This is a genomic window from Aquamicrobium segne (assembly GCF_042656785.1).
Taxonomy (GTDB): Bacteria; Pseudomonadota; Alphaproteobacteria; order Rhizobiales; family Rhizobiaceae; genus Mesorhizobium; species Mesorhizobium segne.
On sequence record NZ_JBHSLL010000039.1, the window covers coordinates 30449 to 51598 of the forward strand.

The following is a 21150-nucleotide window of genomic DNA, read 5'->3' on the forward strand; positions in this document are numbered from 1 at the left end:
ATTAAGAGGCTTTCGTGACCGCAAAAAAACCGCTTTGGACACCGACAGCAGAGCAGATTGCAGCCTCGCCCCTGACAGCCTTCAAGGCAGAAGCAGAAAAGCGCACCGGGCGCAATTTTGCCAACTATGGCCAGTTGCATTCATGGTCGGTGACAGAACCTGAAGCGTTCTGGGATCTGGTGTGGGATTTTTGCGGCGTCATCGGGGAAAAAGGCAGCATCGTGCTCAGGCATGGTGACAAGATGCCTGGTGCCGCCTTCTTTCCGGAGGCCCGGCTGAATTATGCTGAAAATCTGCTTGGCAATGCCGGCAAGGGTGATGCGATCATCTTTCGCGGTGAAAACAAGGTGGAGCGGCGGCTGGGCTGGGCGGAACTGGAAGCGCAGGTCTCGAAATTGCAGCAATTGTTCCTCTCTCTGGGCCTCAAGGCCGGTGACCGGGTGGCGGCGATGATGCCGAATATGCCCGAAGCCGTGACCGCCATGTTGGCCGTGACCTCGATCGGGGCGGTCTGGTCTTCCTGCTCGCCTGATTTTGGTGAGCAGGGCGTTCTCGATCGTTTTGGCCAGATCGAGCCGGTGATCTTCATTGCACCAGACGGTTATTGGTATAATGGCAAGGCAATCGAGACTGGCCCCAAGACGGCAATGGTTGCAGCCCGGTTGCCAACGTTGAAAAAAGTGCTGATCGTCGATTATCTGGGTACAGCCCGTGAGGTTGCAGCACCGATTCCCGGAGCTGAAGCATTTGAAGATGCAATCCAGCCCTTTACGCCAACAAAAATTGCCTATGCGCAACTGCCCTTTTCGCATCCCTCGTTCATCCTGTTTTCGTCTGGAACGACCGGCATTCCCAAATGTATTGTCCATTCGGCAGGTGGCACACTGCTTCAACTCCTGAAGGAACATCGGCTTCATGCCGGGCTGGAGGCGGGCGATCCCTTCTTTTATTTCACCACTTGCGGCTGGATGATGTGGAACTGGCTGGTCAACGGGCTGGCTTCAGGTGCGACGCTGCTGCTTTATGACGGCTCGCCCTTTTATCCTGATGGCAATGCGCTGTTTGACTATGCGCAGGCCGAGAAAATGACCCATTTCGGCACTTCAGCCAAATTTATCGATTCGGTACGCAAGGCAGGGCTGCGTCCAATCGATAGCCATGATCTTTCTGCCCTGCGCAGCATTTCCTCCACCGGCTCGCCGCTGTCGCCGCAGGATTTCCGCTTCGTTTATGACGGTATCGGGCATGATCTGCATCTGGCCTCAATTTCCGGCGGCACCGATATTGTGTCCTGCTTTGTGCTTGGCGTGCCGACTGAGCCTGTGTGGGAGGGGGAGATCCAGGGGGCGGGCCTTGGCATGGCCGTTGATGTCTGGAACGATGAAGGCCGCCCGGTGCGCGAAGAAAAGGGTGAACTGGTCTGCACCCGGCCGTTTCCTTCCATGCCGGTCAGCTTCTGGAATGACCCGGATGGCGCCAAATACCGGGCTGCCTATTTTGAAGGTTTTGCCAATACATGGTGCCATGGCGATTTTGCCGAATGGACGGTGCATGGTGGCATCATCATTCATGGCCGCTCGGATGCAACGCTCAATCCGGGCGGTGTGCGCATCGGCACAGCCGAGATTTACAATCAGGTTGAGCAGATGCCGGAAATTATTGAGGCGCTCTGTATCGGTCAGGATTTTGACGATGATGTGCGTGTCGTGCTGTTCGTGCGACTGGCGCAAGGTGTGAGCCTGACGCAAGAACTGGAAAAAGAGATACGCACCCGTATCCGTACCGGCGCCAGCCCGCGCCATGTTCCGGCGCGTATTGTGGCGGTCAGTGATATTCCGCGCACCCGCTCGGGCAAAATTTCTGAACTGGCCGTGCGTGACACGGTGCATGGCCGCACGGTCAAGAACAAGGAGGCGCTGGCCAATCCGGAAGCGCTGGATCTGTTTGTGGAGTTACGGGCCTCATTGATGGAAAGCTGAGCCGCATCAGCCTTCAGAAACGATAGGTTACACCCAGCACCGGACCGCTGAGGCGCGTGTCAAAGACATGGCCGCTGCGCTCATAATCGACATTGAGCACTTTATAGCCTGCCGAGACGGAAAAATGATCGGTGACGACATAATTCAGTGTCGCCAGCGCCGACCAGGTCAGGTCGGAGCCTGCGCCAAAACCGCCAATATCGCCCTGTGCCTGAAGGGAGAGCTTTTCGGTTATCGGCACAAAGACGCGCAAGCCTGCCACCGGGTCCACCCAGCCGAATTTTTCGCCATAGCTGCCGTTCACGCTTCCGTCACCCAGATTGACGGTGAGCGTCACATCATTTGAAATGCGCCAGAAACGAGCGCCAGCCAGCGCATCAAGCGTCAATTGCGGGGTGTCGATGACCCGGTAGCCACCCTGTAGCGTGGCCATGAATTGTCTGGAATCAAATTCTGCATCAACACTGGTGCCGGCTGGTATGGAACCCAGTCCTGGAATGGTGATTTCCGGCAGCAAGCCTGTCCCGTGGTTTTCGGATGTGCTGACATACATGAGATTGCCGGAAAAAATGAAACGATCCGAACGGGCCCAGATATCGAGGAACCCGCCGAAGTTGAGACTGTCCATCACATCGGAAAAGGATTTTTCGACCGCAAGCGTCGGTCCGCGCCGGAATGGCGATATGTTTCCGTCCAGACCGGCCGCCCACATATAGGGCGTGATCTGCAAGGCCCATGACGGCTGCCCGCTTGCCACCGCTGGGGCCTCTGGCGGCAGAACCGGGATTGTATCGGCTGCATGAACAGTGTGTGCACCAAACAGAAAAAATGCAGCGATAATCAGAAGATTTTTCATGGTTCTACCGTGTGGGACATGCGTTTTGCAGCCTCATGCTGCTGACGGGTTGATACCCGTTCCCGGGCAGCTTCCTGTTTGCACTTGCGGCAATCTTATGCCAATCAGGGACAGATCAATCAATTCATCAGGATAGCTTTTCTCCTGTCTTGCACAATGTCTGCCTGCTTTGCAGGTTTGTCGCATTGTTCTTTTCAGGCGTAGTACCAATGTAAGAGCATCGGCATCACAGTTTTCACCCTTCAACTTTCAAGACAGTCTGGAGACCCCATGTCAGATCAAGGTAAACCCGACCATTCCCATAACACCGGTTCCACAACGGGAACCGGCGCTCCTGCTGTGAGCGACCGCAATTCGCTGACTATTGGCGCCGATGGCCCGATCGTGCTTCACGATGTGCATTTTCTGGAGCAGATGGCGCATTTCAACCGCGAGAAGGTGCCGGAGCGTCTGCCGCATGCCAAGGGTGCCGGTGCTTTCGGGATTTTCGAAACGACCGAGGATGTCTCAGCCTATACCAAGGCAGCCCTTTTCCAGAAGGGTGCTTCGACGGATATGCTGGCGCGTTTCTCCACCGTTGCCGGTGAACAGGGCAGCCCCGACACATGGCGCGACGTGCGTGGCTTTTCGCTGAAATTCTACACCAGTGAAGGCAATTACGACCTCGTCGGCAACAACACGCCGATCTTTTTCGTGCGTGACCCGATGAAGTTCCCGCATTTCATCCGCAGCCAGCGGCGTCTGCCCGATTCCGGGCTGCGCGACAATCACATGCAGTGGGATTTCTGGACCAGCAACCCGGAGACCGCGCATCAGGTGACCTATCTGATGGGCGAGCGCGGCCTGCCGCGCACCTGGCGTCACATGAATGGCTATGGCTCGCACACCTATATGTGGGTTAATGCAAAGGGCGAAAAATTCTGGGTCAAGTACCACTTCCACACCGAGCAGGGCATGGAATTCTTCAGCAATGAAGAAGCTGCCGCCATGTCGGGCAATGATGCTGATTTCCATCGCCGTGACCTGTTTGACGCCATTGAGCGTGGCGAGCATCCAAGTTGGATCCTGTCGGTTCAGGTCATGCCTTATGAAGAGGCCAAGACCTACCGCATCAACCCGTTTGACCTGACCAAGACCTGGCCGCATAAGGATTATCCGCTGATCAGGGTCGGCAAGATGACGCTCAACCGCAACCCGGAAAATTTCTTTGCCCAGATCGAGCAGGCCGCCTTCTCGCCGGGCAACACCGTGCCGGGCATTGGCCTGTCACCCGACAAGATGCTGCTTGGCCGGGCTTTTGCCTATGCCGACGCCCAGCGCAACCGCATCGGCACCAATTTCCATCAATTGCCGGTCAACCAGCCCAAGGTGCCGGTTAACTCCTATATGTTTGATGGCCACATGACCTATCATCATTCGGGCAACGCCCCGGTCTATGCGCCCAATAGCGGCGGACGTTCGTGGTCGGATGAGACCGGCCCGGTCGCAGATGGCTGGGAAGCTGATGGTCCAATGGTTCGCAGCGCTTATGCGCTGCGGGCTGAAGATGATGATTTCAGCCAGCCGGGCACTCTGGTGCGCGAGGTCTTCAATGATGCCCAGCGTGCGGCACTGGTTGATACGGTTGCCGGTGGCCTTGCCGGTGGTGTGCGTGAACCGGTGCTGAGCCGTGCTTTCGATTACTGGAAGAGCGTCGATGCCGATATTGGCGCCCGCATCGAGGCAAAGGTGAAGGCGATCAAAGCCTGAACTAGAAAGAGCCGGTCGAAAGACCGGCTCTAAACTTTTGTTTTAACCGCAATTTGTGCGACGTCAGATGATTCCATCTGACGTCGCACAAATGCTCTAGCGAACGCTGGCCAGCGCCTGCTCAATATCCTCTACGAGGTCGTCAATATCCTCAAGGCCGATCGACAGTCGCAACGTGCCTGCACCAATCCCGCTTTCAGCCCGTGCTTCATCGCTCAGATTCTTGTGCGTGGTCGTGGCTGGATGGGTAATCAGGCTTTTGGCATCGCCCAGATTGTTGGAAAGCAGCACAATATCAAGCGCATTCTGGAAGGCAAAAGCTCCCGCCCTGCCGCCTTTTACGTCAAAACAGATGAGCGTTGAGCCACCTGACATCTGCCTGGCGATTATATCGGCCTGCGGATGGTCGGGACGGCCTGGATAGATGACGCGCTCGATCTGCGGCGCTTGCGCCAGAAGATCGGCAATGCGGGCGGCCGAGCGCATCTGCTGATCAACCCGCACGGCAAGTGTTTCCAGCCCCTTGAGCAGCGTCCACGCATTAAAGGGCGACATGGACGGGCCGGTATGGCGGAAGTAATCCTGCAAATGCTCTTCAACCCATGCCTTGTCGGAAAGGACGATGCCGCCCAGACAGCGGCCTTGCCCGTCTATATGCTTGGTAGCTGAATAGACGACGACATGAGCGCCCAGTTCCAGCGGGCGTTGCAGCAGTGGCGTGGCAAACACATTGTCAACCACCAGCCTTGCGCCAATCGAATTGGCAAGGGCTGCCACAGCGGCAATGTCGATGACCTCAAGGGTGGGGTTGGTCGGGCTTTCAAGGAAGAAAAGCTTGGTGTTGGGGCGTACGGCCTGTTCCCAATTGGCAATGTCCTTGCCATCGACCAGCGTGGCTTCAATGCCATAGCGCGGCGCCAGTGTCTCGACGATCCAGCGACAGGAGCCGAATAAAGCGCGTGCCGCCACAATATGATCACCCGCCCTGAGGCTGCACAGAATGGCTGCGGCCACCGCTGCCATGCCTGAAGCCATGGCGCGGCCTTCTTCAGCGCCTTCAAGCGCACACATGCGCCTTTCAAACATGTCAACCGTAGGATTGGCGTAGCGCGAATAGATGAAACCCGGATCTTCACCCTTGAAGCGGGCTTCGGCAGCCTCTGCCGTTTTATAGACATAGCCTTGCGTGAGAAAGATTGCTTCTGACATCTCGCCATATTGTGAGCGCAGCGTTGCGTCGTGAACCAGCGTCGTGCGTGGTTTCCAATTGCGTGTCTTGTCCGATGTCATGGCTTTCTTTCCCAAAACAAAAAACCGGCCGCGAAGTCGCAACCGGTACAGACAGCTTCCAAAGAGTCCGACGGTCCCTTAGCGACTTGTTTAACGTGGCTGCAAGCCGACCGGCCAAATCACCACGGGATAAGCATGGCTTTAAACCTCACGCCGGGTTGCGTCAATCATTTGTATGTTTAAGACATATTCAATTGTCATCCCCTATCGGCCGGGAGCTTGAGCCTTGCGTCAGACTGGCATTTTGCCCGATCAGGAAATTGCCGCGCTGTTTGAAACTGGCGCGCTTGTTTCACCTCGCGCACTCGATGCTGACCAGATTCAGCCTGCAAGCCTTGATCTGCGGTTGGGAGAAAAGGCGTTCAGGGTGCGCGCCTCCTTTCTGCCGGGGCCGGGCCATTCGGTTGCAGAAAAACTTGACCGGCTGCAATTGCATGAAATTGACTTAAGCGCGGGCGCCGTTCTGGAAACGGGCTGCGTCTATATCGTGCCGCTTTTGGAAACACTTGCGTTGCCAGAAAAAATTTCTGCCTCGGCCAATCCCAAAAGCTCGACCGGACGGCTTGATATTTTCACCCGTGTGATGACGGATCACGGCGCGGAGTTTGACAAGATTGCCGCTGGCTATCATGGCCCGCTCTATCTGGAAGTCAGTCCGCGGACCTTTCCAATCGTTGCCCGCACCGGTTCACGCCTGTCGCAAATCCGGTTTCGCAGTGGCAATGCCTTGCTTGGTGAAGAAGAACTGCATGCGCTGCATCAAGGCGAGATGCTGGTGGCAACCGATCCGCCCGATATTTCTGGCGGTGGCATTGCCTTGTCCATTGATCTGGAAGGGGATGCCAACGGGCTGATCGGCTACCGCGCCAAACATCACACCGGCCTCATCGACGTGGACCGCCGCGCCATTCATGAGGTGCTGGATTTCTGGGAGCCGCTTTATAATCGGGGTGCGGCTGAATTGGTGCTTGATCCTGACGAGTTTTATATTCTGGTCAGCCGCGAGGCCGTGCATGTGCCGCCCTTATATGCAGCCGAAATGACACCTTTCGACCCGCTGGTGGGTGAATTCCGGGTTCACTATGCCGGTTTTTTTGATCCCGGCTTTGGCCATTCGGCTGCTGGCGGCACCGGCAGCCGCGCCGTTCTGGAAGTGCGCAGCCATGAGGTTCCCTTCATCCTTGATCACGCACAGATTGTAGGCCGATTGGTCTATGAACATATGCTTGCACGCCCGCAAGCGCTTTATGGTGCTGATCTTGGCTCCAACTATCAGGCGCAGGGCCTCAAACTCTCCAAGCATTTTCGCAGTCCCGTTCAAGTATAAGCCTCTCCTTTTCGGCTTGTCTCCGGCTTCTGGCTGTGCTTGGCTGGAGACAAGGCCAAAGGGGCCTGAATTTTTTGGGAAGAGGTATAATATGCGAATTTCCAGATGGCTCGCAGGCGTTGCCACGGCGAGCGTGATTGCTCTTATCGCCGGTCAGGCAGCCGCACAGGATGGCAAGCTCAGGATTGGGACTGAAGGTGCTTATCCTCCCTTCAACAGTTTGACAGCCGATGGTCAGCTTGAAGGGTTTGACATCGACATTGCCAATGCGCTTTGCGAGCAGATGAAGGTCGAATGTGAATTTGTCGTGCAGGATTGGGATGGCATTATTCCAGCCCTTCAGGCCAGCAAGTTCGATGCTGTTGTTGCCTCCATGTCGATCACCGAAGAGCGCAAGGAGCAGGTTGATTTTACCAATAAATACTATGTCACGCCGCTGGCTGTCATCGCCACCAAGGACAGTGACCTGAGCGGCACCAAGCCCGAAGAGCTTGCGGGCAAGACGATCGGGGCGCAATCGGCGACCACGCAGGCAATTTATGCACAGGATCATTATGCCAAGGCTGGCGCGGATGTTAAGCTTTACCCGACACAGGAAGAGGCCGTGCAGGATATGCTCAATGGCCGTCTTGACGCGCTTGTGTCCGATAAATTCGTTCTCGTTGACTGGCTCAACAATTCGGATGAGGCGGATTGCTGCAAGCTAATTGGCGATGTTGAGGGCACTGAACTGGAAACCGGTATCGCCATTCGCAAGGGTGAGGATGAACTGCGCGAAAAGATCAACAGCGCCATTGACGCCATTGTTGCTGACGGCACCTACCAGAAAATTCAGTCAAAATATTTCAATTTTGATATTTATTGATCAATCAGCATTTTTCTTGAAAGGCCGCAGCGCAAGTTGCGGCCTTTTGGCCGCCCTGATCGCATGATGTAAGGGCTTGTATCAAAAACCCGGAACCTGTTGCAGTCAGCTTACGTTCATCTTCATGATGCGATGTGAGAATGGGCTATCAGACAAGGAGAAGGATCAGATGAGAGTTTTTAAATTTGCAGCCATTGGCGCTGTCGCCCTGACCATGGGTCTTGCCGGCTGTTCGCAAACGCCGCAACAGCAGCGCGCCACGACAGGGGCCGCCGTTGGTGGTGTGGGCGGGGCACTGGTTGGTCAGGCGATTGGCCGCGATACAAAGAGCACGCTGATTGGCGCCGGTGCCGGTGCGCTGCTTGGTGCTGTGGTTGCCACTTCCGGCGGGCCACAGCCAGGTGATCGCCAGATGTGCCGTTACCGCGCGCCCAATGGTCAGGTCTATGTCGCTGAATGTGATGAGCGCTATTATAGCGGGCGCTATTAGAGCGTTTTGCAAGGACAGGCGGTTGCGTCCGGCAGGACGCAACCGCGCTCCATGAAAAGAGCCTGCGGCATTTCATTCGTTTCCATGATGGGATGAAATACTCTAACATGCAGCGCAGGAGGCAGATATGGCTTCTGCGCAACGCTGGCCGCTGACTGAACTTGTCTGGAGGCAGTTCAGGATTTTTGACCTCGCCATGGAGCGAGCCGGGATCGATGCTGCTTCTGCGGCGCGTCTGGAGGCAGGCAAGGCAATGGCTGAGGCGCGCACGACCTGCCTGACCTGTCCAGTTAAAGAGCAGTGCCGGGCTCTGTTGGAAAAACAGGCTGATTTTGCAGATGTGAGGGCAATCTGCCCGAATGCCGATTTCTTTTTGCGGTGCATGGAAAAACCGGATTCTTAGAGCATTTTGCAGCCAGACGGAATCTTCTGGCGTCGCATAAATGCGGCTAAAACAAGAGATTAGAGCATTTCATCCGTTTTTCATGAAAACAAGAAAAGCTCTGTCAGAAAAGCGAGCCTTGTCCGCCATCATCTCTGGTCTTGGATTGCGTGTTGGGTTTTGGAACCGGGCGTGGACGAGGTGTTTCTGGCTTGCCTTGTCCGGCCATGGCTTTGGCCGTACCATCGGCAAAACGCAATTCCAGTTCCTGCCCGGACACAATATCAGCAGCGCGGCGCATAACTTGTCTTTGTGTGTCCAGCACCATTGCATAGCCGCGCTCAAGAATGGCCTGTTCGGACAGTTTTAAACTGGCAAGCAGGCGGTCGGCCTGCACAAGGCGGGCCCGCAGCCTTTCAAGGCGTATTGTCATTGTCTGCCCGCTCCGCCGGGCAAGGGCTGTCACGGTCTCTTCAAGCTGTTTTTGGCGGTGCAGCAAGGGGATCGGCGTCAGGCGGATTGCAGCAAACCGTGCCCGTTTACGCTCAACGCCCACTTCCAGTGCTCGCTGCAAGCGGCTTTCGGCCTCATCAAAACGGCGGCGTTTTAATCCCAGCAATTGGTCTGGTGAGGGCAGGGCGCGTGCTGCTGCCCGAAGTGCCTGCCGCTCGCGCTCCAGCCGCCGTGAGATGCCTGCCTGTAGCCGCGAAGTCAAAGTGGCCAGCATTGCTTGCAGTTCCGCCCGCACCGGCACCGCCATTTCGGCAGCACCGGTTGGAGTGGGGGCGCGCTTGTCGGCAGCAAGGTCGATCAGCGTCCAGTCGGTTTCGTGGCCGACCGCCGAGATAACCGGGATATGCGAGGCGGCAACGGCGCGTGCCAGCGCCTCATCATTAAAGCCCCACAAATCTTCAAGGCTGCCGCCGCCGCGCGCCACGATCAAAAGATCGGGTCGGTGCACAGGACCAGCAAGCGGCAATTCATTGAAGCCGGTTACGGCAGCGGTTACTTCTGCGCCGCTGGTCTCGCCCTGCACCCGCACCGGCCAGATGATGACATGCAGCGGAAAGCGGTCGCGGATGCGGTGGAGAATATCGCGAATGACCGCACCGGTCGGTGAGGTGATAACGCCGATGACTGCAGGCATATAGGGCAGGGCGCGCTTGGTGGCGTCGTCAAAAACGCCTTCAGCCGTCAGCCTGCGCTTGCGCTCTTCTAAAAGCGCCATCAGCGCCCCGGCCCCTGCCGGTTCGAGATTATCGATGACGATCTGATATTTGGAAGAGCCCGGATAGGTGGTCAGCTTGCCGCTGGCCACCACTTCCATCCCCTCTTCGGGGCGGAATTTCAGGCGTGACATGGTGCCCTTCCAGATCACCGCTTCCAGTCTGGAGCGATCATCTTTCAGGGCAAAATAGGCATGGCCGGAAGAATGCGGGCCGCGATAGCCGGAAATTTCGCCGCGCACCCGCACATTGCCGAATACGTCCTCGACGGTGCGCTTAAGCGCCCCGGAAATTTCACTGACGGTAAATTCGGCAGCATTGCTGCGCGGCTCGGCTGTGGTCTCATTCATGGGTGGTGGCCCTGACTTTAGCGCATTTCATCCGTTTTTGTGAAAACAAGAAATGCTTTAGCCTTTCCGGTCCATGCCACGTAAAAACTGGTCAAAGATAGATTCCATGCCCTTTTGGTAGTCGTCACGTTGCTGGCGGCCTGCCTCAAACATCTGGCCAAACAACTCACCATAAGGGTTTTTTGCCGGTTCGCTGGTCTTGGCTGGATCTTGCTTAGGGGCCAGATCTTGCTCAGGGGTTTGCGCGCCGCCCAGAAAATCGTTCAGCATCTTGCCCCATGGGGAATTTGCCAGCGGATTTTGTGTCTGGCTCTGCCCGCCACCGAACATGCCCTGCAAAAGAGTGCCCAGCGGATTGTCACTGGAATTTCCGGCGGACTGTGCCGGTCCGGTGGATTGCTTGAACAGGCCGCCCATGACCATTGAGGCAATGACCGGCAGCATTTGTTGCAGCAATTGCTGGCCAAGGCCGGTGGCTTGAGCGGCTTGCCCGGCCACTGCACGTGACAGGTCCTTGGAGCCAAACAGATGGCCAAGAATGCCATTGCCTTCCTCGATGCCTTGCGCAGAAAAGGCGCGGCTTGCATCCTCGAAATATTTGGCATGCTGGCCGGTGCTGAGCGCATTGAGAAAGTCACCAAGCCCGGATGTGTCAGCCGTGTTGCGCTTCAGCCCTTGGGAAAAAGCCGGCAGCAGGGCCGCAACGGCTTCTTGCGCCTGGGCCTGTGACAGGTTGAACTGTTTGGCCAGTTCTTCCATTGCCTGCCCGTTCTGGGCTTTGCTCAGCATTTCAAACAGATTTTGCATGGCCGGATTCTCCGTTGGAAAAATTCCTGGACTTCACTCAATAGGCATATTCAAGGAAAGCCGGTTCGATCGAACCGCCCCAGCGCGTATGATAGGCCGAAACCATTTCCTGCGCACTGGTGGTGCCGCGGCTGATCACTTCTTCCAGTGTTTGCAGGAAGGAGGTTTCATCATAACCCTCCTGATTGAGGCGGGCACGATTTTTTAAACCCAGATGGGAAATGGCCAATACTTCGCGCCCGATTTCTCGCAAACTGGTGTTGCGGAAAGCGGTGTCGATGCCTTGGCGTGGCACCTCGTCACGCAAGGCGAGCGTTTCCTCATAGGTCCAGTTTGATGTCAGTGTCTCGACGGCGGCCAGTGCTTCATCATCATAAAGCAGACCGACCCAGAAGGCAGGCAGTGCGCAAATGCGCCGCCACGGACCCCCGTCTGCGCCGCGCATTTCCAGAAAACGCTTCAGGCGCACATCAGGAAACAGTGTCGACAGATGATTGGCCCAGTCGCCTATTGTCGGCAGCCCGTCGGGCAATTCATTGCGGGCTGCGCCATTCATGAACTGGCGGAAGGTCATATGCGTCATGTCGTGATAGCGCTCATCACGGATGACAAAATACATCGGCACATCAAGCGCCCATTCTACATAATCAATAAAGCCGAAATCTGGCGCAAAACAGAAACGCGGCATACCTGAGCGCTGATTGTCGGTGTCGCGCCAGATTTCGCCGCGCCAGCTTTGCAGCCCGTTGGGTTTGCCGTCGGTAAAGGGCGAGTTGGAAAACAGTGCGGTTGCCAGCGGCTGGAGTTTCAGCGAGACCTGCATCTTGCGGCGCATATCCGCCTCGCTCTCAAAGTCGAGATTCACCTGAATGGTGCAGGTGCGGTACATCATGTCGAGACCTTGCGCACCAACTTTGGGCATATAGCGCGTCATGATGTCATAGCGTGATTTTGGCATTTTCGGCGTCTCCGCCAGTGTCCATTTCGGACTGCCGCCCAGACCCAGAAAACGGATGCCAAGCGGCTCGGCAATCTCGCGCAACTGGGCCAGATGCGCATTGCCTTCGCGGCAGGTCTGGTGGATGGTTTCAACCGGTGCGCCAGACAGTTCGAACTGGCCACCCGGCTCAAGGCTGATAGCACCCTGTCCGGTCGGCTCAACCAGGCCGATAATGTGGCCCGCATCAATGATCGGGTCCCAGCCGAGCTTTTCCTGCATGCCTTCCAAAAGTGCGCGGATACCACGCTTGCCGCCATAAGGAACCGGCGCATGGCCATCAACATAAAAGGGGAATTTCTCATGCTCGGTGCCAATGCGCCATTGATCGCGCGGCTTGTTGCCGGCAGCCAGATAGGCCACCACTTCGTCAAGACTTTCCACGGGGCTGAAATCGGTTGTGTCGCGGGCCATGAAAACCTCATTGCCGGGTATCTGGAGCATTTTGCTGCAAGATCACAGGATCTGGCGTCGCATAAATGCGGCTGAGACAGGAACTTAAAGCGTGGAATGCGAATCCGGAAGATTGCCATTCGCTTCAAGTTCTTATTTTTACATATGTCTTTATCCAAAAACCGGTTCGTAAGGCTTTGGGAGACAGGCTTTAGTTGGCCGATATGACCGTGGCGATCAAGTAAGAATTATAGCGCCAGACTTCAACGAGATTTCATGCCAGATGAAGTTGAGCCTGTGATGTGTTGTCGGCGTGCCGATTACCAGTCGCCAATTGTTGCCTGAATGACGGCAAGTGCGGCAACGGCTGCCGTATCGGCGCGCAGGATGCGTGAGCCCAACGGAATGGCGCTGACAAAGGGCAAAACGCGCAGCATGTGGCGTTCTTTATCGGAAAAACCACCTTCCGGCCCGACCAGCAGGGCCAGCCTGCGTTCGGTAATGGCGCTCAGGGCCGCAATGGGATTATGCGTGGCTGCAGCCTCATCGCAAAAGATCAGCCGCCGGCTGGCATCCCATTGGCCTAACAGAGGCTCCAGCCGCATTGTGTCGCGCAGTTCCGGAACAGTCAATATGCCGCATTGTTCAGCCGCTTCAATGATATTGGCGCGCAGTCGCTCAAGGCCGGGTTTTGTAACCTGCGTATGTTGGGTGATAACCGGTTGCAGAATACCAGCTCCCATTTCCACGGCTTTTTGCACCAGATAGTCGAGCCGCTCACGTTTTAATGGGGCAAAGCAATAGACGAGATCAGATGGCGCAGGCTGGGGGCGTTGCAGCTTCTCTACAGCAAGCCGCACCGTCTTTTTTGCAATTTTGGAAATGGCTGCGAGCCATTCACCATCGCGCCCGTTAAACAGCAGAAGTTCTGCCCCTTGGCCAAGCCGCAGCACATGGGCCAGATAATGGCTCTGTTGCGCATTGACCTCGATCTCATGGCCAGCGGCAAGGTCGTCTGGCACAAATAGTCTTTGTAATTTGTAGTTGGCGCGCATGGCCAACTGATGCGGCAGTCAGTGCAGTGCGTCAAGCGGTGAGACGGCTTGGCGGACCTGTATGTGCATGGTATCGCACGGGCCAGCTTGTCTTGCGGGTGAAAAGTAATGCAGATACTGGTTGTTGAAAACTATGAGGGCACCGGCCTTGGCCAGATGGGTGTTGCTATCGGGCTGGCGGGTGGTACGGTTGATATACGCCGCCCTTATCTGGGCGATGCCCTGCCGCAAAATGCCGATGGTCATGACGGGCTGGTGGTTCTGGGCGGTGCGCAAAATGCGATGGCTGATGATGTGTGCCCCTATTTCCCGGCTTTGCTTAATCTGATCCGCGACTTTGAGAAAAAAGACCGGGCCATTGCCGGTATCTGCCTTGGCAGCCAGCTTCTGGCCCGTGCTTTTGGAGGGAAAAACCGGATTGGCGGGGCAAGGGAGTTTGGCTGGACAGAAATTGAACTGACCGAGACTGCAAAAGGCGACGCCGTATTTGCTGATCTGCCGGAAGAATTTTCAATCTTCCAGTGGCATGATGACAGTTTCACCCTGCCGGAACAGGCAACCCGGTTGGCTGGCAGTGCGGCTGTCAAAAATCAGGCGTTTCGGGTTGGTCGCGCCGCTTATGGGTTTCAGTTTCATTTCGAGGCTGATGCGCAACTGGTGCGGCAGTGGAGTGCGGACTTTGCCCCGCTCATTGAAAAAATCAGCCCCGACTGGCCGCAGCGTCTTGAACAGGAACTGGCTGGCAAAGCTGCAGAAGCTGACAAGACAGGGCTTGCCATTGCCCGCAACTGGGTGGCGACGGTTGGTGCAGGCTAAAGCCTGTCTCTCGAACCGGGAGCCAGTTTCGAGATAAAGACATGCGTAAAACAAAAGTTTAAAGCATTTGTACGACGTCAGATGATTCCATCTGACTGCAAAATACTCTAGCCAAAATCAATCAACTTCATGCAAAGTGACCGGAAAACACCAACTGTCATGACTTCAGCCAGAGCCGTTCTTTTAACCTTCGCCATGCTTTCTGGTCTCGTCATGGGCGGGGTTGGCATTTATGCCGCCGATGCGTCGAGCGGCCACACCCCTGTTGACGGCTATGGTGTGACCAGCGCGCTGGACTGAAACATTGCTTACCTTGCGTTATTTGCGGTAGAGCATGGATTTGTCGGCGGTGCGGATATCGCGTCGCCCACACAGCGCCATGGTTGTGTCCAGCTCTTTGGCGATAATATCGAGCGCCTTTGACACGCCTTGTCTGCCGCCAGCGCCCAGGCCGTAAAGGAATGGCCTGCCGATAAAGACGCCTTTGGCGCCAAGGCATAGCGCCTTGAGCACATCCTGCCCGGAGCGGATGCCGCCATCCATAAAGACCTCGATGCGCTCGCCAACAGTATCGGCAATCTCTTCCACAACCGAAATGGACGAGGGCGCGCCATCAAGCTGACGCCCGCCATGATTGGAAACAATGAGTGCGTCGGCCCCGGTCTTTGCGGCGATTTCAGCGTCCTTGCTGTCCATGATGCCTTTCAGGATCAGCTTGCCGCCCCAGCGTTGCCGGATCCATTCCACATCATCCCATGAAAGCTGCGGGTCGAACTGGTCCGCGGTCCATGACGCCAGCGATGACAAATCGCCAACGCCTTTGACATGGCCGACAATGTTGCCAAAGCTGCGGCGCTTTGTGCCCAGCATGCCCATGCACCAGGCGGGGCGTGTCGCCATTTGCCAGACATGCTTTGGCGTGAATTTGGGCGGGGCTGACAGACCGTTGCGTATATCCTTGTGGCGCTGGCCCAGAACCTGCAAATCAAGGGTCAGCACCAGTGCAGAGCATTTTGCAGCCTTGGCGCGCTCAAGAAGGCTTTCCACAAAACCCCGGTCGCGCATCACATAAAGCTGGAACCAGAAGGGTTTTTTTGTAGCAGAAGCCACGTCTTCAATGGAGCAGATGCTCATGGTTGAAAGCGTGAAAGGTACGCCAAATTCTTCGGCAGCTTGCGCCGCCAGCATTTCGCCATTGGCGTGCTGCATGCCGGTCATGCCGGTGGGGGCGAGCGCCACAGGCATGGCCACCTCTTCGCCCAGCATGGTTGATTTCAGCGACCGGTTGGTCATGTCAACCAAAACCCGTTGGCGCAGCTTGATGTCGGCAAAATCCGCTTCATTGGCGCGGTAGGTTGTCTCTGTCCATGAGCCGGAATCGGCATAGTCGAAAAACATTTTCGGCACACGTCGTTGCGCCCTGTTTTTAAGATCGTTGATTGTCAGCGGTTCGGTCATGTTTCTGGTCCGGTTTTGTCAGTGTCGCGCGCGTCCGAGCGCTGCTGGCGTCTCATTTTTGCAATGCGCCGCCAGTCGCCCACCCGTTGCGCCCGGGTGCTGGCCTCTTCAATATAGTCAATATGGTCCATGGCTGCCTTGCGTGCGGCTTCAGGGTCTTTTGCCATGATGGCGGCATGGATGGCATGGTGCTGTTGAAGCAGAGCTTCGCGCGCGCCCGGCAGGGTAAAGATCATCAGCCGGTTCTGAAACACGTCTTCTGACAAAAGCCGGTAACAGGAGCGCAGCGTATGCAGCAGGATGATGTTATGTGCACATTCGCTTACTGCGTGGTGGAACTCGACATCGACTCTGGCCTCGGCCTCAAAATCATTTGCCTGATGGGCTTCATCCATACGCGCCATGATGGCGTCAAGCAGGGCAAGATCGTCGGCTGTTGCGCGTTGCGCTGCATATTCAGCCGCCACGCCTTCAATCTCGCGCCGATATTCCAGATAGTCGGCAATCGCCTTGGGATGGCTGGAAATCAGCTCAATGACCGGCTTTGAAAAGACCTGTCCGATAATGTCGGCAATGAATGTGCCGCCGCCATGACGGGTGACCAGCAGGCCGCGCGCTTCCAGCGCCTTGAGGGCATCGCGCAAAATGGGGCGTGAAACGTCAAATTGGCGCGCCAGTTCGCGTTCGCCGGGCAATTGATCGCCGGTGCGCAAAACCCCTTCCAGTATGAGGCTCTCGATTTGCTGGGCCACCTCATCGGCAGTGCGTGATGGCTCAATTCGGGTGAAAATCTCTGTCAATTCATAGCTCATCGGCAGCACGGGGCGGCATGGAGAGCGCAGATATAGCTGCAAGCATCAAAACTGGTCAAATTATTTATCCAGTGTGCGACCTGTCGTTTAGGGTGTAGAATTATACGTAATCTGATTTTGCAAAATACCGGATTTACAGGGGCGACCACTCACAGGTAAACAGAGTTGACCAGTGGAGGAGGTTCTGCCTGATGTCCAGCCTTGTCATGCCCGCGCCCGATGCGGCAACCCTTGCCCGTCGTGCTGAAATCGTCGCTGATCTGCGTATGATCGTGCCGGGTGAAGGGGTTGTCGATGCCGTCAATCAAATGCGCGCCTTTGAAAGTGACGGGCTGACGGCCTATCGCCAGTTGCCGCTGGTGGTGGTGTTGCCGCAAACAACTTCTCAGGTGTCGCGCATCCTGAAATATTGCCATGAACGCAATATCCGTGTGGTGCCGCGTGGCGCTGGCACCTCCTTGTCGGGCGGCGCGCTGCCGCTGGAAGATGGCGTCCTTCTGGTCATGAGCCGCTTTAGCCGCATTTTAGGAATTGATTACCCCAATCGTGCCGTGACTGCGCAGCCGGGGGTCACCAATCTGGGCATCACCCATGCGGTTGAGGCGGAAGGTTTTTATTATGCGCCTGATCCTTCCTCGCAGATTGCCTGCTCGATCGGCGGCAATGTGGCGGAAAATTCCGGCGGTGTGCACTGCCTGAAATATGGGCTGACCGCCAATAATCTTTTAGGCATTGAAATGGTGCTGATGAATGGCGAGGTGGTGCGCCTTGGCGGCAAGCATCTTGATGCTGAGGGGTATGATCTTTTGGGCGTCATGACCGGCTCGGAAGGGTTGCTGGGGGTGGTTACTGAAGTAACGGTGCGCATCCTGCAAAAGCCTGAAATAGCGCGCGCCTTGCTGATCGGCTTTCCCACCAATGAGCAGGGCGGCCAATGTGTCGCTGATATTATCGGCGCAGGCATTATTCCCGGCGGCATGGAGATGATGGATCTGCCCGCCATCCATGCGGCGGAGGATTTTGTTCAGGCTGGCTATCCGCTCGATTGCGAAGCGCTTTTGATTGTCGAACTGGACGGACCGGCGGTGGAAGTCGATCATCTGATCGGCAAGGTGGAAAAGATTGCGCTCAATAATGGCTCTACCTCCTGCCGCATCTCGCAAAATGAAGAGGAGCGGCTGACCTTCTGGGCCGGGCGCAAGGCGGCATTTCCGGCGGTGGGGCGCATTTCGCCTGATTATTACTGCATGGATGGCACCATTCCGCGTAAAGAACTGCCGCGAGTTCTGGCTGGAATGCGGCAATTGTCTGAACATTATGGTCTGCGCGTCGCCAATGTTTTTCATGCGGGCGACGGCAATCTGCATCCGCTGATCCTGTATGACGCCAATGTGCCGGGTGAATTGGACAAGGCCGAATCCTTCGGGGCTGACATATTGCGGTTATGCGTCAAGGTTGGTGGTGTGCTGACCGGCGAGCACGGGGTGGGTGTGGAAAAGCGCGACCTGATGCCGGAAATGTTTACGCAAGCCGATCTTGACCAGCAAATGCGGGTCAAATGCGCTTTTGATCCGGGTCATCTGCTCAATCCGGGCAAGATGTTTCCGCAACTGCGCCGCTGCGCTGAACTTGGCCGTATGCATATTCATCGCGGCCAGATGCCGTTCCCGGATATTCCCAGGTTTTGAAAAATGACCCTGTTCAAACCCGCTTCTGCTGAAGGCGTCTTGCAGGCCGTTCAATGGGCTGTGTCTGAAGAACAGCCCTTGGAAATCATCGGCCATGGTTCCAAGCGCGCCATAGGTGGTGTGGTTGAGGCTTCAAATAGGCTTGATTTGTCCGGCCTTTCCGGCATCACGCTTTATGAGCCGGAAGAACTGGTCTTGTCGGCAAAAGCCGGAACGCCATTGCTGGAAATTCAGGCGACGCTTGCAGAAAAAGGTCAGGAGCTTGCTTTTGAGCCGATGGATTACGGCCCGCTTTTGGGGCAAAAACCAGGGCAAGGCACTATCGGGGGTGTATTGGGCGCCAATCTGAGCGGCCCGCGCCGCCTGAAGGCAGGGGCGACGCGTGACCATATTCTGGGCATTCATGCGGTTTCGGGGCGTGGCGAGGCGTTCAAATCCGGGGGGCGTGTGGTCAAGAATGTGACCGGCTATGATCTTTCCAAGCTGATGGCTGGCAGTTGGGGCACGCTGGCGGTGGTTACAGATGTTACCTTCAAGGTGCTGCCTCGTGCTGAAACCGAAACCACGCTGATCATTGACGGCTTGCTCGATGATGCAGCAATTGCGGCCATGGCGCTGGCGCTGGGGTCCAGTGCGGAAGTGTCGGGGGCAGCCCATCTGCCTTATCCGGCCATAAGCCGTGTGGCGGGTGGCGCGCTGGGCAGTGATCCGGCCACCTTGCTGCGTGTTGAAGGGTTTGGCCCGTCTGTTGCCTACCGGGTGCGGCTTTTGCGGAAATTGCTGGAAAAAGCCGGGCCGATGCAGGAAGCGCAGGCCGAAGCCTCACGTGCACTTTGGCGGGATGTGCGCGATTGTCAGCCCTTTGCCGCCGTGCCGGACCTGCCGGTCTGGCGCATTTCCATGCCGCCAGCGGATGGCCATAATATGGTGATGGCGCTGCGGATGCAGGCCGCAGTTGAGGCCTTGTATGACTGGCAGGGCGGATTGATCTGGCTTGCCATGGCCGCCGGTGAACCGGAAGCTGAACTTGTGCGTTCACTGGTTGAAAAACATGGTGGTGGCCATGCCACGCTGGTGCGGGCAACTGCAAAACAGCGCGCCACCATTGCCACATTCCAGCCGCAGCCACAGGCGCTTGCCGCCCTGTCGGCGCGGTTAAAGGCCGAGTTTGATCCAAAGCATATCCTCAATCCGGGGCGGATGGTTCCGTCCGGCATGGCTTCAAAGAAAGCAGCCTGACCAATGCAAACGCACTTCACACCTGAGCAACTTGCCGATCCGCAAGTGGCGGAATCGGAAAAAATTATCCGCAAATGTGTGCATTGTGGCTTTTGTACTGCAACTTGTCCCACTTATGTGACGCTTGGCAATGAGTTGGACAGTCCGCGTGGGCGCATCTATCTGATCAAGGATATGCTGGAGGCAGGCCGGGCGGCTGATCCTGAGATCGTCACCCATATTGACCGCTGCCTGTCGTGTCTTTCCTGCATGACCACCTGTCCGTCCGGGGTGCATTATATGCATCTGGTCGATCATGCCCGCGCCCATATCGAGCAGACGTATAAACGCCCGTTGGCAGACCGGATAATCCGCTCGCTTTTGGCTATGGTGCTGCCTTATCCGGGCCGGTTTCGCGCAGCACTGAAACTGGCAAGGCTGGGCAAGCCTTTTGCCGGCCTGTTTGAAAAAAGTGCTGCATTAAAGCCGCTGGCGGCAATGTTGAAACTTGCGCCTGCAAGTGTTCCGCGCCCGTCGGTAATCGCGCAGTCGGGGGTGCATCAGGGTCGAGGGCAAGGGCGAGGCCGGGTTGCAATTCTCACCGGCTGTGCTCAGCCGGTGCTGGAGCCCGGCATCAATGAGGCGACCATTTCACTTTTAAACCGGCTGGATATCGAGGTGGTGATACCGCCCGGTGAAGGCTGTTGCGGGGCGCTTGTCCATCATATAGGCCGTGAAGATGAGGCGCTCGGTTTTGCCCGGCGCAATGTCGATGCGTGGGCGCGCCAGATTGATGAGGGCGGGCTGGATGCCATCATCATCACTGCTTCCGGTTGCGGCACCACGATCAAGGATTATGGCTATATGCTGCGGCTTGATCCTGCCTATGCCGACAAGGCGGCAAAAGTGTCAGAACTGGCAAAAGACATTACCGAATATCTGGATATGCTTGACCTGCCGGAACCAGTGCTGAAACCAGGAATTGTGGTGGCCTATCATTCGGCCTGTTCCCTGCAGCATGGCCAGAAGATCACCCGCCAGCCCAAATCATTGCTGGTAAAAGCAGGTTTTGTGGTGAAGGAGCCACGCGAAGGGCATTTATGCTGCGGCTCGGCTGGCACCTATAATATCTTGCAGCCGGAAATTTCGGCCAGCCTGCGTGATCGCAAGGTGAAAAACATTGTGGCAACAGAAGCTGAACTGGTTGCCACAGGCAATATTGGCTGCATCACCCAGATTGCTTCGGGGGCAAAAATACCCGTGGTGCATACCATTGAACTGCTGGATTGGGCCTATGGGGGGCCAAGGCCCCAAAAACTGCAATAAATATAATTGCAACAAAAAAGGCAGCGCGGCTTTTGCCCGGCTGCCTTTTTCGTGACTGGCCACGTC

At 56.4% G+C, this 21150-nt stretch carries 19 protein-coding genes and 1 riboswitch; of the genes, 11 read left to right on the forward strand and 8 right to left on the reverse strand.

The genetic code is table 11. The features are described 5' to 3' along the window. Positions 1–14: 14 nt before the first annotated feature. Positions 15–1979, forward strand: a complete 1965-nt coding sequence (locus tag ACFPLB_RS11740; protein WP_378229802.1) for an acetoacetate--CoA ligase — start codon at positions 15–17, stop codon at positions 1977–1979. 13 nt (positions 1980–1992) lie between these two features. On the opposite strand, the gene ACFPLB_RS11745 is transcribed toward ACFPLB_RS11740, so the two are convergent. Beyond that, positions 1993–2835: a hypothetical protein gene (locus ACFPLB_RS11745; protein ID WP_378229804.1), complete on the reverse strand. Its 843-nt coding sequence runs from the start codon at positions 2833–2835 to the stop codon at positions 1993–1995. A 270-nt stretch (positions 2836–3105) separates the two neighbouring features. On the opposite strand from ACFPLB_RS11745, the gene ACFPLB_RS11750 reads away from it, so the two are divergent. Next, positions 3106–4584 carry a catalase gene (locus ACFPLB_RS11750; protein WP_378229806.1) on the forward strand — a complete coding sequence of 493 codons (1479 nt, stop codon included), beginning with the start codon at positions 3106–3108 and terminating at the stop codon, positions 4582–4584. 96 nt (positions 4585–4680) lie between these two features. Here the strand turns inward: ACFPLB_RS11750 and ACFPLB_RS11755 are convergent, their stop codons facing one another. Next, positions 4681–5874, reverse strand: coding sequence for an O-succinylhomoserine sulfhydrylase (locus ACFPLB_RS11755; protein ID WP_378229808.1), 1194 nt, complete (start codon positions 5872–5874; stop codon positions 4681–4683). 58 nt (positions 5875–5932) lie between these two features. After that, a riboswitch (SAM riboswitch) is annotated at positions 5933–6010 on the reverse strand. A 90-nt stretch (positions 6011–6100) separates the two neighbouring features. On the opposite strand from ACFPLB_RS11755, the gene ACFPLB_RS11760 reads away from it, so the two are divergent. The 4 genes from ACFPLB_RS11760 (at position 6101) to ACFPLB_RS11775 (ending at position 8959) form a co-directional block, all read left to right on the forward strand. Beyond that, positions 6101–7201, forward strand: coding sequence for a 2'-deoxycytidine 5'-triphosphate deaminase (locus ACFPLB_RS11760; protein ID WP_378229810.1), 1101 nt, complete (start codon positions 6101–6103; stop codon positions 7199–7201). A 91-nt stretch (positions 7202–7292) separates the two neighbouring features. Next, the gene (locus tag ACFPLB_RS11765; RefSeq protein WP_378229812.1) at positions 7293–8066 is read left to right on the forward strand and encodes an ABC transporter substrate-binding protein; all 774 of its coding nucleotides are present in this window, start codon (positions 7293–7295) and stop codon (positions 8064–8066) included. A 169-nt stretch (positions 8067–8235) separates the two neighbouring features. Then, positions 8236–8556 carry a YMGG-like glycine zipper-containing protein gene (locus ACFPLB_RS11770; RefSeq protein ID WP_378229814.1) on the forward strand — a complete coding sequence of 107 codons (321 nt, stop codon included), beginning with the start codon at positions 8236–8238 and terminating at the stop codon, positions 8554–8556. Between the two features lie 127 nt (positions 8557–8683). Further along, complete coding sequence (locus ACFPLB_RS11775; RefSeq protein ID WP_378229816.1) at positions 8684–8959, forward strand: DUF6455 family protein; 276 nt, start codon at positions 8684–8686, stop codon at positions 8957–8959. Between the two features lie 103 nt (positions 8960–9062). Here ACFPLB_RS11775 and xseA read toward each other — a convergent pair whose 3' ends face one another. The 4 genes from xseA to ACFPLB_RS11795 form a co-directional block, all read right to left on the reverse strand. After that, complete coding sequence (xseA, locus tag ACFPLB_RS11780) at positions 9063–10514, reverse strand: exodeoxyribonuclease VII large subunit (RefSeq protein WP_378229818.1); 1452 nt, start codon at positions 10512–10514, stop codon at positions 9063–9065. A 57-nt stretch (positions 10515–10571) separates the two neighbouring features. Continuing rightward, a complete protein-coding gene (locus ACFPLB_RS11785; RefSeq protein ID WP_378229820.1) occupies positions 10572–11321 on the reverse strand; it encodes a DUF937 domain-containing protein in 750 nt (249 codons plus the stop codon). Positions 11322–11358: 37 nt separating this feature from the next. Next, complete coding sequence (locus tag ACFPLB_RS11790; protein ID WP_378229822.1) at positions 11359–12732, reverse strand: glutamate--cysteine ligase; 1374 nt, start codon at positions 12730–12732, stop codon at positions 11359–11361. Between the two features lie 299 nt (positions 12733–13031). Next, positions 13032–13766, reverse strand: coding sequence for a 16S rRNA (uracil(1498)-N(3))-methyltransferase (locus ACFPLB_RS11795; protein ID WP_378229824.1), 735 nt, complete (start codon positions 13764–13766; stop codon positions 13032–13034). 108 nt (positions 13767–13874) lie between these two features. On the opposite strand from ACFPLB_RS11795, the gene ACFPLB_RS11800 reads away from it, so the two are divergent. After that, positions 13875–14582 carry a type 1 glutamine amidotransferase gene (locus ACFPLB_RS11800; RefSeq protein ID WP_378229826.1) on the forward strand — a complete coding sequence of 236 codons (708 nt, stop codon included), beginning with the start codon at positions 13875–13877 and terminating at the stop codon, positions 14580–14582. Positions 14583–14741: 159 nt separating this feature from the next. Next, positions 14742–14882, forward strand: coding sequence for a hypothetical protein (locus tag ACFPLB_RS11805; RefSeq protein WP_378229828.1), 141 nt, complete (start codon positions 14742–14744; stop codon positions 14880–14882). An 18-nt stretch (positions 14883–14900) separates the two neighbouring features. Here ACFPLB_RS11805 and ACFPLB_RS11810 read toward each other — a convergent pair whose 3' ends face one another. After that, positions 14901–16040, reverse strand: coding sequence for an alpha-hydroxy acid oxidase (locus ACFPLB_RS11810; RefSeq protein ID WP_378229830.1), 1140 nt, complete (start codon positions 16038–16040; stop codon positions 14901–14903). Beyond that, positions 16037–16840: an FCD domain-containing protein gene (locus ACFPLB_RS11815; RefSeq protein ID WP_378229832.1), complete on the reverse strand. Its 804-nt coding sequence runs from the start codon at positions 16838–16840 to the stop codon at positions 16037–16039. The genes ACFPLB_RS11810 and ACFPLB_RS11815 overlap by 4 nt, the downstream gene beginning before the upstream one ends. 203 nt (positions 16841–17043) lie before the next feature. Here ACFPLB_RS11815 and ACFPLB_RS11820 point away from each other — a divergent pair, with 203 nt between their 5' ends. From ACFPLB_RS11820 to glcF, 3 genes are read left to right on the forward strand one after another with little or no spacing between them, the layout of a single operon-like run. Then, a complete protein-coding gene (locus ACFPLB_RS11820; RefSeq protein ID WP_378229834.1) occupies positions 17044–18540 on the forward strand; it encodes an FAD-linked oxidase C-terminal domain-containing protein in 1497 nt (498 codons plus the stop codon). 3 nt (positions 18541–18543) lie between these two features. Beyond that, positions 18544–19779, forward strand: coding sequence for a glycolate oxidase subunit GlcE (gene glcE / locus ACFPLB_RS11825; RefSeq protein ID WP_378229836.1), 1236 nt, complete (start codon positions 18544–18546; stop codon positions 19777–19779). Between the two features lie 3 nt (positions 19780–19782). Next, positions 19783–21084, forward strand: coding sequence for a glycolate oxidase subunit GlcF (gene glcF, locus ACFPLB_RS11830; protein ID WP_378229838.1), 1302 nt, complete (start codon positions 19783–19785; stop codon positions 21082–21084). Positions 21085–21150 lie beyond the last annotated feature (66 nt).